The 14,020-nt window shown below is 35.8% G+C and carries 13 protein-coding genes; 11 read left to right on the top strand and 2 right to left on the bottom strand.

All coding sequences use genetic code 11. From position 1 onward, the window contains the following. The first annotated feature begins 28 nt into the window (after positions 1-28). The 6 genes from infC (at position 29) to nrdG (ending at position 5,914) form a co-directional block, all read left to right on the top strand. Complete coding sequence (infC, locus tag OL233_RS04915; protein ID WP_126831677.1) at positions 29-550, top strand: translation initiation factor IF-3; 522 nt, start codon at positions 29-31, stop codon at positions 548-550. Between the two features lie 27 nt (positions 551-577). Then, the gene (gene rpmI / locus OL233_RS04910; protein WP_275471257.1) at positions 578-781 is read left to right on the top strand and encodes a 50S ribosomal protein L35; all 204 of its coding nucleotides are present in this window, start codon (positions 578-580) and stop codon (positions 779-781) included. Between the two features lie 56 nt (positions 782-837). Next, positions 838-1,197 carry a 50S ribosomal protein L20 gene (rplT, locus tag OL233_RS04905; RefSeq protein WP_275471256.1) on the top strand — a complete coding sequence of 120 codons (360 nt, stop codon included), beginning with the start codon at positions 838-840 and terminating at the stop codon, positions 1,195-1,197. Positions 1,198-1,493: 296 nt separating this feature from the next. Next, on the top strand, positions 1,494-2,777 hold the full coding sequence (locus OL233_RS04900) for a dicarboxylate/amino acid:cation symporter (RefSeq protein ID WP_275471255.1): 1,284 nt from the start codon (positions 1,494-1,496) through the stop codon (positions 2,775-2,777). Positions 2,778-3,086: 309 nt separating this feature from the next. Then, the gene (nrdD, locus tag OL233_RS04895) at positions 3,087-5,261 is read left to right on the top strand and encodes an anaerobic ribonucleoside-triphosphate reductase (RefSeq protein WP_437184404.1); all 2,175 of its coding nucleotides are present in this window, start codon (positions 3,087-3,089) and stop codon (positions 5,259-5,261) included. Between the two features lie 56 nt (positions 5,262-5,317). Further along, a complete protein-coding gene (gene nrdG / locus OL233_RS04890; RefSeq protein WP_275471253.1) occupies positions 5,318-5,914 on the top strand; it encodes an anaerobic ribonucleoside-triphosphate reductase activating protein in 597 nt (198 codons plus the stop codon). A 36-nt stretch (positions 5,915-5,950) separates the two neighbouring features. On the opposite strand, the gene OL233_RS04885 is transcribed toward nrdG, so the two are convergent. After that, entirely contained in the window at positions 5,951-6,994 is a 1,044-nt protein-coding gene (locus OL233_RS04885) for a sensor histidine kinase (protein ID WP_275471252.1), read from the bottom strand. Positions 6,995-7,012: 18 nt separating this feature from the next. Then, on the bottom strand, positions 7,013-7,687 hold the full coding sequence (locus OL233_RS04880) for a response regulator transcription factor (protein ID WP_275471251.1): 675 nt from the start codon (positions 7,685-7,687) through the stop codon (positions 7,013-7,015). Between the two features lie 186 nt (positions 7,688-7,873). Between OL233_RS04880 and OL233_RS04875 the strand changes: the two genes are divergently transcribed. From OL233_RS04875 to dltB, 5 genes are all read left to right on the top strand, one after another. Next, complete coding sequence (locus tag OL233_RS04875) at positions 7,874-8,641, top strand: ABC transporter ATP-binding protein (protein ID WP_275471250.1); 768 nt, start codon at positions 7,874-7,876, stop codon at positions 8,639-8,641. Further along, entirely contained in the window at positions 8,628-10,706 is a 2,079-nt protein-coding gene (locus OL233_RS04870) for an ABC transporter permease (protein WP_275471249.1), read from the top strand. The genes OL233_RS04875 and OL233_RS04870 overlap by 14 nt, the downstream gene beginning before the upstream one ends. A gap of 313 nt (positions 10,707-11,019) precedes the next feature. Next, positions 11,020-11,181: a teichoic acid D-Ala incorporation-associated protein DltX gene (locus OL233_RS04865; RefSeq protein WP_275471248.1), complete on the top strand. Its 162-nt coding sequence runs from the start codon at positions 11,020-11,022 to the stop codon at positions 11,179-11,181. Between the two features lie 40 nt (positions 11,182-11,221). Continuing rightward, positions 11,222-12,733: a D-alanine--poly(phosphoribitol) ligase subunit DltA gene (gene dltA, locus OL233_RS04860; RefSeq protein WP_275471247.1), complete on the top strand. Its 1,512-nt coding sequence runs from the start codon at positions 11,222-11,224 to the stop codon at positions 12,731-12,733. After that, a complete protein-coding gene (gene dltB, locus OL233_RS04855; protein ID WP_275471246.1) occupies positions 12,733-14,016 on the top strand; it encodes a D-alanyl-lipoteichoic acid biosynthesis protein DltB in 1,284 nt (427 codons plus the stop codon). Before dltA ends, dltB begins: the two co-directional genes overlap by 1 nt. The last annotated feature ends 4 nt before the right edge of the window (positions 14,017-14,020 follow it).

The raw sequence follows: 14,020 nt of genomic DNA, 5'->3' as shown, positions 1-14,020 counted from the left end.
AAACTCGTAATAAACAACAGAGAGGTGAATGACCATAGCAAAAGATATGATGGTAAATGACGGTATTCGTGCTCGTGAACTGCGATTAATTTCAGATACAGGAGAACAGTTGGGTGTCAAAACTAAAGCGGAAGCTTTAAAGATGGCCGAAGATGCAAACCTTGATTTAGTAGTTGTTTCTCCAACAGCGAAACCACCTGTAGCCCGCGTCATGGATTACGGTAAGTATCGTTTTGAACAACAAAAAAAATCTCGTGAAAATCGCAAAAATCAAAAAGTGATTAATGTGAAAGAAGTCAGACTTAGTCCAACAATTGATAGTAATGATTTTAATACAAAATTACGCCAAGCACTTAAGTTCTTAGAAAAAGGAGACAAAGTGAAAGCTTCTATCCGATTCAGAGGCCGTGCCATTACTCACAAACAAATTGGTCAGGACGTCTTAATGCGCTTCGCAGACGAAACAAAAGAACTAGCTGACATCGAGCAAAAGCCTAAGATGGATGGTAGAAGTATGTTTCTTATGTTAGCACCAAAAAATGAGAAGTAATAAAAAGATTTTGAGGAGGAAATAGAGATGCCAAAACAAAAAACTCACCGCGGATTAGCTAAACGTGTAAAACGTACAGGTGGTGGCGGACTTAAAAGATTCCGCGCTTTCACTAGTCACCGTTTCCACGGAAAAACTAAAAAACAACGTCGTCAATTGCGCAAATCAGCAATGGTATCAAAAGGCGATTACAAACGTATCCGTCAACAATTATACGCATTAAAAAAATAATTTAAAACTGAAATCGATCATGTAGATGATCATACAGAAATCAAGGAGGAATAACCATGGCACGTGTTAAAGGTGGTAAAGTAACTCGCCAACGTCGTAAAAAGACGCTTAAGTTAGCGAAAGGCTACTATGGCTCAAAACATACATTATACAGAACAGCAAAAGAACAGGTGATGAAATCTTATAGCTATGCTTACAGAGATCGTCGTCAAAAGAAACGTGACTTCCGTAAATTATGGATTGCACGTATCAACGCAGCTGCTCGTATGAATGGCTTAAGCTACAGCAAAATGATGCACGGCTTGAAATTAGCTGAAATCGACATCAACCGTAAAATGTTAGCTGATTTAGCAGTTAACGATGCAGCAGCATTTACTGCATTAGCTGATCAATCTAAAGATGCATTAGCTAAATAATCTTAATATTAAAAACACTTCTCTTAATTGAGAGGTGTTTTTTAGTTCTTAAATTAAAAAACAATGATAAAAAAGAATGTGAATTTGTTATATATTTTTGCGTTTTATTATGAATTAGAACTCATTTATTTTTACAAATGTAATAAAAATAATAATACCTAATTAATTTATCATGAAATTAATTGTTAAAAACTTCACAATTAACTGTCTTTTATGTTATGCTTTGATAGTTGTAAAGGTAGTTAAACAAATTAACTATTTTGAAAGTTGAGGCAGTTAAAGAAAGAGGTTATGTGATGAATCTTGTAGCATTAGTAGTAGGATTATGTAGTTTTATTGGTATCAAATGGTTAGCAAAGAGCAAAAGTTTTAGTTTTTTAACAATTATATCACTGGTTATTGGTATTATTTTAGGTTTAATTTTTAAAGGCCAAACGGAATATTTTTCAGTATTAGGAACAATTTACGTTAAAGTTATCTCGATGATGGTTATTCCACTTTTAATGGTATCCTTAATTAGAAGTATCTCGATGATGGAATCTTTGTCAGCTCTTAAATCAATAGGGCTTAAATCTTTCTTTTGGTTATTATTTCAAACATTATTAGCTGCTTGTGTGGGGTTATTTTTAGCTCTTATAACTGGAGTGGGAAAAGGAACACATCTAATCGCGGCTGCTGATTATACACAAAAAGAAGTCCCTGGAGTAACACAAGTTATAACAGATTTATTTTCAAATAACTTGTTCCAATCTATGGCGGAAGGTAAAGTTATCCCAGTTGTCTTTTTTGCGATAATGGTAGGGATAGCTATCGTAGCTGTTGATGGTGCTGGACGTAATGTTAAGGCATTTAAAGAATGGATCGACGCCGTTTATATTATTATTTATCAAATTGTAAAAGTGTTAGTTAAGTTATTACCGTATGCTATTATTCCGTTGATTGCTAATACGATTGCGATGAGTGATTCATCTGTATTGAAACCACTTTTATTGGTCATTATTTTAACGTTCGTTGGGTGTTTTTTCCATACGTTTATTACTGGAGGCATTTTAATTTCTGTTGTAGCTAAAATGAATCCAATTACTTATTTTAAAAATATTATGCCCGCTCAAGTCATGGCTTTTTCTTCAAGAAGTAGCTCTGGCACATTACCGCTTTATGTTGAGTGTTTAACGGATAATGTAGGGGTTTCGTCAACGATTGCCAACTTTGTTGGGTCACTAGGAACGACAGTCGGCATGGCAGGTTGCGCAGGTATCTGGCCCGTGTTACTTGGTGTGTTCGCTATGAATGCGACAACTGGAAGTATCTCTGTTTCACAAGCGATTATGCTTGTTTTATTAACACCATTAGTTTCATTAGGAACAGCAGGAGTGCCTGGTGGAGGGATTTTAATAGCGACAGCGATGTTCTTAACAATGGGGCTTCCTGTTGAGCTGGTTGGTATATTTGCTGGTATTGATGCTTTTGTTGATATGGCGAGAACAATGACCAATGTGAGTAGTTCGATGACAGCAGCGACACTTGTCGCACATTCGGAAGCTCAAATTCAATTAAAAAATAATAGGCAAGAGATTTAACAGAAAAAATAAAAGGCCGATAGTAGATTGAGTTATCTATATATCGGTCTTTTTTTGTTATAAATATTGTAAAATGAAATGTGGAAATCTTATTGATAGGTTAAGAAATAAATATGAAAAGTGTTAATGAAAACATGAACTTACGCCCCTAATAGGACTTGTTAACAGTTTCCACACGATAACTATATATAGTGGTATTGATTGATAAATCGAATGTTTAGTCTATATATTGTATTTGTTCGCATTGAAATTATATGCACAATGAGGTAGAATGAACAATAGAATTAACTAAGAAGGAGTTTGATGGACATGTTGGATAAGGGTAAGGATTCTGTTGAATTAGGCGCGATGAAGGTAGTGAAACGTGATGGCCGTTTAGTCGATTTTGATGACCAAAAAATTTATGATGCGTTGTTAAAAGCAGAACGTAAAATTACTGGTAGTGTAACGCCAATGGCAGAAGCACGCATTCAAAATGTGATGTCATTAATAACTTCTGAGATTGCCTCTCGTTTTAAAAAGGATGTAAAAATTTATGAAATTCAAAATATTGTGGAGCACATGTTACTTGATCAACAAGAGTATGACTTAGCTAAGGAATATATTAATTACCGTACAAATCGTGATTTTGAGCGCAGTCAAGCAACAGATATTAATTTTACTATTGGTAAACTTTTAGGAAAAGACCAAGCTGTAGTTAACGAAAATGCCAATAAAGATAGTGATGTCTTTAATACTCAACGTGATTTAACAGCAGGGATTGTTGGGAAATCAATTGGGTTAAAATTACTACCTGCTCATGTATCGAATGCGCATCAAAAAGGGGATATTCACTACCATGATTTAGACTACCATCCGTATACACCAATGACGAATTGCTGTTTAATTGACTTCAAAGGAATGCTAAACGAAGGGTTCAAAATTGGGAATGCCGATGTTGAAAAACCAAGATCTATCCAAACAGCAGCCGCTCAAATTTCGCAAATTATTGCTAATGTTGCATCTAGTCAATATGGAGGTTGTTCTGCTGATCGTATCGATGAGTTATTAGCTCCATTTGCAGAGTGTAATTACGAGAAACACTTAGTAGATGCAAGGGAGTGGATACCAGATGCTAGTCAGCATGACGCTTATGCAAAAGCTAAAACGAAAAAAGATATTTATGACTCTATGCAGAGTTTAGAATATGAAATCAATACGTTGTTTACGTCGAATGGTCAAACTCCCTTTACTTCCTTTGGTTTTGGTTTAGGAACAAGTTGGTTTGAGCGTGAAATCCAAAAAGCAATTTTACAAATTAGAATTGAGGGGTTGGGGCAAGAGCATCGTACGGCTATTTTCCCGAAACTTATTTTTTCAATTAAACGTGGGACAAACTTAAATCCGGAAGATCCTAACTATGATGTGAAGGAACTGGCATTAGAGTGTGCAACAAAACGTATGTATCCTGATGTTCTGAATTACGATAAATTAGTTGAGTTGACAGGTAGCTTTAAAGCACCGATGGGCTGTCGTTCATTCCTTCAAGGCTGGAAAGATGAGAATGGTGAAGAGGTTAACTCAGGACGTATGAACTTAGGCGTTGTGACACTTAATTTACCACGTATTGCCTTGGAAGCTGAAGGAGATAAGGAGAGGTTTTGGGCCATCCTTGAAGAACGTCTAGCGATTGCTAAGGATGCTTTAGTCTACCGTGTAGAACGGTGTAAGGAGGCTGAACCAGTTAATGCGCCAATCTTGTATATGTATGGTGCTTTCGGCAAACGTCTGGTTCCTGGTCAAAAAACTGATGAATTATTTAAAAATAAACGTGCGACAGTTTCACTTGGATATATTGGGTTATATGAAGTGGCGACAAGTTTTTATGGCGGCACTTGGGAGACCAATCCTGAAGCCAAAGAGTTTACTATTAAAATTATGTCACATCTTAAAGCCAATACAGATGCATGGAGCGATGAATACGGGTATCATTTCAGTGTTTATTCGACGCCGAGTGAAAGTTTAACAGATCGTTTCTGCCGTCTTGATCGTGAAAAATTTGGTGAGGTTGAGGATATTACGGATAAGGAATACTATACAAATAGTTTCCATTATGATGTTCGTAAAAATCCAACGCCTTTTGAGAAATTAGATTTTGAAAAAGAGTATCCAAACTATTGTTCAGGTGGGTTTATTCATTACTGTGAATACCCTGTTCTTCAACAAAATCCGAAAGCCTTGGAAGCAGTTTGGGATTACTCATATGATCGTATCGGTTATTTAGGAACGAATGCACCGATTGATCGTTGTTATGATTGTGGTTTTGAAGGAGATTTTTCACCAACAGAACGTGGATTTGAGTGTCCAAGTTGTGGCAACCATGATCCTAAAACGTGTGATGTTGTCAAACGTACCTGTGGTTATTTAGGTAATCCGCAAGCTCGTCCAATGGTTCACGGACGTCATCAAGAGATTTCATCACGTGTGAAACATTTAAAAGATTAATAGTTTAGAAGGCGGCCAGTGTGTCGTCTTTTAATTTACGATAGAGGAGTGTCAGTATGAGAAATCCAAAGCCAAAAGAGTGGTTGTCAGAAAATTATAGTAAAGGGTATTATGCTGATTATAAACCGTTTAATTTTGTAGACGGTGAAGGTGTGAGATGTAGTTTTTATGTGAGTGGTTGCTTATTTGCATGTAAGGGTTGCTATAATAAAGCGATTCAGGATTTTAATTATGGTAACCCCTATACCAAAGAGGTTGAGGATCAGATTATAGAAGATGTGGGGCAAAGTTATGTGCAAGGGTTAACCTTACTTGGTGGTGAGCCATTTTTAAATACAGAAGTTTGTCTTTCGTTAGTGAAAAGAGTTAGGGAAGCGTATGGTGCAACCAAAGATGTTTGGGCATGGTCAGGTTATACCTTTGATGAATTACTTCAAGAATCAGAGGACAAGCTTGCTTTGTTGCATCAGGTTGATATATTGGTTGACGGACGTTTTGAATTAGATTTGTTGGATCTAAACTTACAATTCCGAGGCAGTAGCAACCAACGAATTATAGATGTGAAAGAATCCCTAAAATTAGGGAAATGTGTCATCTGGGAAAAATGTAAGGATGCAGATCAAAAATTTGAACCTATAAAAAAAGAGATATAAAAAGCGACGCTCCATTTTTGGAGTGTCGCTTTTTTCTTAAATAAGTTTCTCCTCTTGTCCATTCGTATAATAAGACAGCGTAGGGAATAAAATACTGATGGTTGTTCCTTCTCCTTCAACAGAAGAGACATAAATCATATGATTTAATTTTTCGGATAAACTCTTAGCTAAATACAAGCCAAGGCCAGTTGAGTGGTGTGTTTGGTTTCGGCCTGTCTCTCCAGTGAAGCCTTTATCAAAAATGCGACGTTGGTCAGCTAATGGTATGCCGATACCAGTGTCTGTGATTTCAAGCCATTGGCCTAAGTCATTTTTAGACAACTTAAATGTAATAGCGCCATTATTGGGGGTATATTTTAATGAGTTACTTAAAATTTGGTTAATAATAAAGCCGAGCCATTTTTGGTCAGTTAAGACATCTTGATCCTCACCCACAAATTCATAGCGAATATTTTTTTGGATAAAGTAATTCGCATGTTGTCTAAGTAAGGGTTGAATAATACGTTTCAATGAGATTTCTTGAATTAAATAGTCGCGTGAAAAGCTGTCCAGTCTAGCATAATATAAAACTTGTTCGACATAACTTTCGATTTTTTGAAGGTTATCTTGCAGTTGATAATAGTGAGCCTCTGAAAGGTCATCTTCAAGCGTATCAGATAACAATTTAATAGAAGCTAGCGGTACTTTGATTTCATGAACCCAACTGTCGATAAATTCTTTTTGGTCTTGTTGATTTTGAATTAATTGACTAAGAGTATCTTGTTTTTCGGCTAGTAATAAGTTGAAATAGTCTTGAGTGATACGTTGTTCTTCCGTGATAGCATCGTTTAATGACTCAGAGAAGAAATCAGAGTTCTTTTCCATACTAGCCAACGCCTTAAGCCACTTATTTTTTTTACGATAACTGATAGTTAAATAAGTAATTAAGGCTAAGGATTGCAATAAGACAAGATAGCCAACTGCATCCCAATTCAGTTGAACGTTTGGTGTTAACCATAGGACCAGGCATGTAATGCTTGTCATGAGTAGCCAGAGACTGAATAGGCCTCGTTTATCTTTTAAAAAGTGTTTGATTGTCATACCATACTGCTCCTTATGTTAGGGGATAATGTAGCCTTGTCCAATTTTTGTTTCGATATAATTTGAAAGACCAGCTTGTTCGATTTTTTTTCTGAGGCGATTGATGTTAACTGTAAGTGTGTTGTCGTCAACGAATCGTTCGTCATCCCAAAGGGCACGTAATAGTTTATCACGGCTGACAATTTTTCCGTTGTTTTTTAGCAAATGAAAAAGTAATTTGAATTCATTTTTACTTAAATCAACGGTCTCATCCTCAACTTGAAAGCTGCTATTCTCCATATTAAGTATTAGACCGTTGTGAGTTAAGAGATTACTCGTTTGCTCACTATAATTATAAGTACGTCGTAGGAGGGCATTGATTTTGGCAATCAAGATATCCATAGAGAACGGTTTATTGACGAAATCGTCACCGCCCATATTCATCGACATAATCATGTCCATATTTGTGTTACGGCTGGAAATGAAAATAATCGGAACTTTGGATACTTCTCGTATTTTTTGGCACCAATAAAACCCATCGTAAATAGGTAGGTTAATATCTAGTAAAATAAGATGTGGGGAATAACGTGTGAATTCTTCTAAAATAGTATTGAAGTTCGTGACGCAGTAAGTATCAAAATTCCATTTTTGTAAGGAATCACTTAATAGCTCACTGATAGATTCTTCATCTTCTACAATCATAATTTTAAACATAATGTGGTCCTCCTGTAGCAACTAGTGGTTATGGTAGTAGTATACCATTTGTCAGTTAGGTGAAGAAACTAATCCGCTGATGTGACAGAATTGTTAGCTAGAATGTAGGTTTCTAACATGGTGTGAGCTTAGGTATTTTGATATGATAGTAAAATAAGAGAGTAAGAAAGAGAGGCGAGGACTCAGATGAATCCTGTATTAGAAGTAAAGCGGTTGACGAAAATTTATGGAAGTAAGTTTAATCCAACACCAGTATTAGAGTCGATTTCATTTTCAGTAACTAAAGGCGAGTTCGTGGGTGTCATGGGTCCTAGCGGTGCAGGTAAGACAACGCTACTTAATATCTTATCAACTATTGACACCCCAACAACTGGTAAAGTGTTGATTGACGGAACGGATATTACTCGTATATCAGAAGCTAAGTTAAGTCGGTTTAGACGTGAAAAGTTAGGCTTCATTTTCCAAGATTTTAATTTACTTGATTCGTTAAGTGTCAAAGATAATATCTTACTTCCGTTGGCTTTAGAAAAAGTACCAGTTTTAGAGATGGAAGAGCGTCTCGAAAAAATAACTCGTATTTTGGGAATCAACCATCTACTGGGAAAGAAACCTGTTGAGATTTCAATCGGACAGAAACAGCGTGTTGCAGCAGCACGAGCGATTATTACTGAACCACAGCTCATTTTTGCGGATGAGCCTACTGGATCGTTAGATTCAAAATCAGCAACAGAACTGTTACAATATTTAACTGAAATTAACCGTAAGGAGCAAGCCACGATTTTAATGGTGACTCACGATGCGTTTACAGCAAGTTATTGTCATCGTATTTTATTTATAAAAGACGGGGTTGTCTTTTCTGAGTTAGTTCGTCAAGGAACACGTAAAGAATTTTTTCAAAAGATTATGGATATGCAGACGGCTATTGGAGGTGGCGTAAGCAGTGACCTTACTTAAGCTTTCATGGAAGCGAATAAAAAATCAATCTGATGATTATCAGATGTATATCGGAAGTATGATTGTAGCAGTACTTGTTTATTATAGTTTTATGGCAATGAGTCAAAATCCAGAATTGGTTGACAGGTTGAAAGACAGTGCTAACATTGCAGCAACTTTGAAATTAAGTGGTGGATTAATTAGCTTTTTCCTATGGGTGTTTATGTTTACAGGAAATCGAATATTCATAAAAAAGCGAAAAAAAGAGTTGGCTCTCTACGGCTTATTAGGAATGAGAAAGTATCAAATTTTAATTATGCTTTTAGTAGAGAATATGATTATTGGTGCAGGTGCATTGATTTTAGGTGTGATTTTGGGAGTTATATTTTCTAAATTATTTTCGATGATTTTGTTAAAAGTGCTAGCCTTGCCCTTAGAATTAGGGATGTCACTATCAGTTAAAGCGATGTATCAAACGATTTCAATGTTTACGTGGTCCTTACTAACAGTGTCGATGCTGAGTGTGGTCACGATTTGGCGTAGTAAATTAATCGTGTTATTTAAAGCGACTCAAAAAGGAGACCGTGACAAGCGTATAACGTTATACACAGTAGTGAAGGCTCTCGTTGGTATTGCTTTGTTGACGTATTCTTATTATCAGGCTTCTCGTTTGGTTGACTATATGCTCGAATTAAATAAAAAAACGAATTCCGATGCGGGATTTCTGTTTGCGGTGTTGTTTATTTTAATCTATGCCGTTGTTGGGACGTATTTCTTTTTCTCAGGAACTTTGCCAGTAATAATGACTATCTTAAAAGGTCAGAAGAAAGTGTATTATCAAGGCATTCGAATGGTGACGTTAGGTAACTTGAGTTTTAATTTGAGACGAAATGCATTTTTACTTGCAACGATTGCCGTGTTTTCTGGGACAGCGTTTGCAGCAGTAGGTGGAGCGGCTAATGTGTATGAGTTTGGGATGAATGCCGCAGAAGCAGAAGGGCCTGTAGATTATATTGTGGACCAAGAAGATGCTGATCAATTGAAACTATTGATTAAGAAATATGCACCACAAGCTAAACTATCAGATAGAAAAATGACGATTGCGGTTAAGGGTGCTCAGTACGAGACAACGGCATTTAATGACAGCTCAACTTATGTTGGTCCAGTTAATATTGTATCTGAAGACGAGTATCTTGCAGTAAGTGACATCAATCCCTATATGGCTCAATTTCCAAAGCTAACAAGCGATGAAGATGTTATTTTTTTACCACGTAATGTTACGAATTATTTAGAAATTCAAAAACTAGAAGTAGCTTCTATTAGGTTGTCAGGAGTTAGAAAAAAACTTAAAGTTAGACATGTTGGTGAAGATAAAATTGGTGGATCAAGGTATAGTCGTTATAAATTACCAACAGTTATTGTAACCTCTCATCTATTTAAAAAAATATCTACAGAAATTAGTTCAGAGCAAGTTTTCTTTAACCTGTCGGGTGAGTTTGACGAAAAAGAGTTATTTGATTCTATCGCAAATGATTTTCAAGTTAAAGAAAGAGTGATGACAGATACAATAGGGTTTGATAAAGGTGGCAACAACGTGATAGGGAAAATTACAGAAAGTTCGTGGGAAAATACGGATAAGTATGGAACGGGTTCTTTTCTGACGCGTTATAATTTCATGGGAAGCTACCCTGTTATGGAAACCAATCGCCAATTGTTTGGTCAACTCGTATATCAAGCTGTTTTTCTAGGCTTGATATTTCTGATTGCAACAGGAAGTATTATTATGTTGAAACAATTATCAGAAGCTGAAGATGAGGTTGACAGGTATCAAATGCTGCGAAAAATAGGAGTCTCTTCTTCAGAAATTACAAGAAGTATTTATAGTCAGAATCTTGTCATTTTCTTAGCGCCGGTTGTTATTGCGTATTTGCACGCCAAATATGCTTTAACCGCCTTATCATTTTTAATTTATGGCGTAACCACACGTTTAACTTATTTTATATTTTTAGGGCTGGGTCTGATGTATTTTATATTTTATATTGTAACGTCCAAGAAGTATCTAGCAATTGTAAAAAATAACAGTTAAATTAAAAATAGAGGAATGAGAGATATTTCTAGAAAGAATTCGTAAAGAAACGCCTTACATTGCTACTTATTAAGAAAATACTTGTTTTTAAGTATGAAAAATATGGTATAATTTTTCAATGTATAATTAATAGAGTTGTCAGGAAAAAAGTGTTCAAATTCAGACTAAAGTCTTAATTTAAGTTAAGACAATTGCTTGATTTGTTTTTTGTCTAATCAGAGTAAACTATAAAAGTAAAAGACAAATCACAAAGGTGAATGATGGACATGTTAAATGTATATAAACAATGCCAACTTGGATGAGGAGAGAAATTATGCTTGAAACAGTTAAAGAAAAGCTATTAAACGAAACCGTGCAATACTGGCTTGTCTTTTTTGGAAAAACAATTTTTTATGTTGTTGTGATGTTGGTATTAATTTATCTGTATCATTTCAGTCATATTGATGGCGGTAGTTTTATTTATAATGAATTCTAACGATGAAAGATGTCGTATAGAATAAGAAAGGATAGTAACGATGAGAAAAAATAATTTAATTGAGCGAATTGATCATTGGGCAGAAGTTAGTCCGAATGCTATTTGTTTCAAGAGTGGTGAGATGTCGCATACATATGCGGAGTTAAAAGAGGCCTCAGATAAAGCAGCCCAACACCTTATTCGTCAGTTTGATAACAGGTTGCCTGTTATTGTCTATGGTGGATTGGACTATGACATGATAGTTTCTTTTATCGCATGTGCTAAAGCAGGTCATGCCTATATTCCGATTGACAGTCATACGCCTGCGGATCGTGTTGAATTGATTACACAGGTAGCAGATTATACAGCGATTATTGCGTGGGAGGACTGGCCGGTTGATTCTCAAGATAAGCCGGTCTTAAGTCGAGAGGATATGCTTAATTTACCACCCTCAAAAGAAGAGCTAACAGCAGAAAATGTGTCAGGTGATGAAACATTCTATATTATCTTTACATCAGGAACAACAGGCGTACCAAAAGGAGTTCAAATCAGTCACGATAACCTTGTGAGTTATACAGATTGGATGTTATCAGATTTTGGATTAGAAACAGGACAAGCTTTCTTATCACAAGCCCCTTACTCATTTGATTTGTCTGTTATGGACGTCTACCCGAGTTTACTAACGGGAGGACAGCTTGTTCCATTACATAAAGCTGTGATTAATGATTTCAAACAGTTATTTACGGTGTTACCTGAAATGAATTTGAATGTCTGGGTTTCTACACCTTCATTTGCTGATATTTGTTTGATGAACCCGTTATTTAATGGGGAAGCAATGGCTAGTATCTCACATTTCTTATTCTGTGGAGAAGAGCTAACGCATAGTACAGCATCTAAGTTAACGGAACGTTTTCCAAATGCTAGAATTTTTAATACGTACGGTCCAACGGAAGCAACCGTTGCTGTTACAGAAATTGAAATTACACCAGAAGTATTAGCTGGAAATGAGCGTCTTCCAATTGGTCGTGTGAAGTCCGATACAACTATTCATATTATGGATGAAAATGGTGTTCCTCTTCCTGAAGAGGAAGTTGGAGAGATTGTTATTGTAGGACCTAGTGTTTCTAAGGGTTACTTTAATAATGAAGAAAAAACAACCGAAGCTTTCTATGTATATGAGGGGCAACAAGCTTATCGAACAGGGGATGCGGGTTTATTTAAAGAAGATGTTCTATATTACCAAGGACGCATGGACTTCCAAGTGAAGTTACATGGTTATCGTATTGAATTAGAAGATATCGATCATCATTTGTCCGAAGTATCTTATGTTAAGGCGGCGACAGTTGTTCCGAAGTATCATGAACATAAAGTACAGCAATTAGTGGCCTATATCGTGGCTAATGAGCATGATTTTGAGAAGCCCTATCAATTATCTAAAGCAATTAAAGAAGAATTAAAAGAGCGCGTCATGGATTACATGATTCCTCAAAAGTATGTCTATGTTGATGCTTTACCGTTGACTCAAAATGGAAAAGTAGACCGTAAAGGCTTGATAAATGAGGTGAACGGTTAATGTTAGATAGTTTGCATAAATTATCAACTAAGATGGTTTACCTTTCGCCATACGAAAATCCGTATTATTTTATCCTATTAGCGGTAGCCTTACTGCCATTAGTGATTCAGTTATTACGTGGCAAACGTATGATGTGGTATCAAAATATTTTAACAGCTTTGTTTTTATGGATTAGTTTTGCTGGTCCAAACTTAAGACAAGGTATTGCCTTATTAATTTATATTGCTTGGCAAACACTCTTAGTGTATTGGTATTTTGGACATCGACAGAAGAAAAATAGCAACGGTGGGTTCTATACCGCTGTATGTTTAGCAATTTTACCATTATTTTTAGTTAAAATTATTCCGTTTTTATTAGAACGAAACCTATTTAAAAATGTAGTAGAAGCCAATCCCGATATTAAAAGTGTTGCAAGCTTTATGGGATTCTTAGGGATATCTTACCTGACATTTAAGGCTGTTCAGATGATTATGGAAATCAGAGATGGATTAATTAAAGAGTACCATGTGGGACGTTACTTACAGTTCTTGCTATTCTTTCCAACCATTTCGTCTGGTCCGATTGACCGTTATAGACGTTTTGAAAAAGAGTTACTTAATCCACCGGATCCAGAGAAATATGTTGAGTTAGTTGGTAAAGGAATTCAGATGTATTTCTTAGGTTTTCTTTACAAGTTCATCATTGGCTACATCTTAGGGATTCAGTTATTGCCTAAAGTTCAAAGTTTCGCTTTAGAACAAGGCGGCCTATCTTTAGGCTTAATAGGTACCATGTATGTTTACACTTTATATTTATTCTTTGATTTTGCAGGTTATAGCTTATTCGCAGTAGGAACAAGTAACCTAATGGGATATGAAACACCTGTTAACTTTAATAAGCCATTCTTAAGTCATAATATTAAAGAATTTTGGAATCGTTGGCATATGTCATTGTCATTTTGGTTCCGTGATTATGTCTACATGCGTTTGATGTTTACATTGATCAAGAAGAAAGTATTTAAAAGTAGAATTGTTGCTTCAAATGTCGGTTACTTTGCGTTATTCTTATTAATGGGAGTTTGGCACGGTTTAACATGGTTCTATCTTGTTTACGGGATTTATCATGCAGCTTTAATTTGTTTAACTGATGCATGGTTACGATTTAAGAAGAAACACCGCAAGTCAATTCCAAGTAACAAAGCAACGCACTGGTTAGCTATTTTCTTAACATTCCATGCCGTAGCGATTAGTTTCTTGATATTCTCAGGATTCTTAGATACATTAATTAAAGCAGCAATTAAATAAAAAC

This window comes from Vagococcus proximus, assembly GCF_029143285.1.
GTDB lineage: Bacteria > Bacillota > Bacilli > Lactobacillales > Vagococcaceae > Vagococcus_D > Vagococcus_D proximus.
The sequence above is the reverse complement of the archived record's forward strand: the minus strand, read 5'-3'. Positions and strand labels throughout refer to the sequence as shown.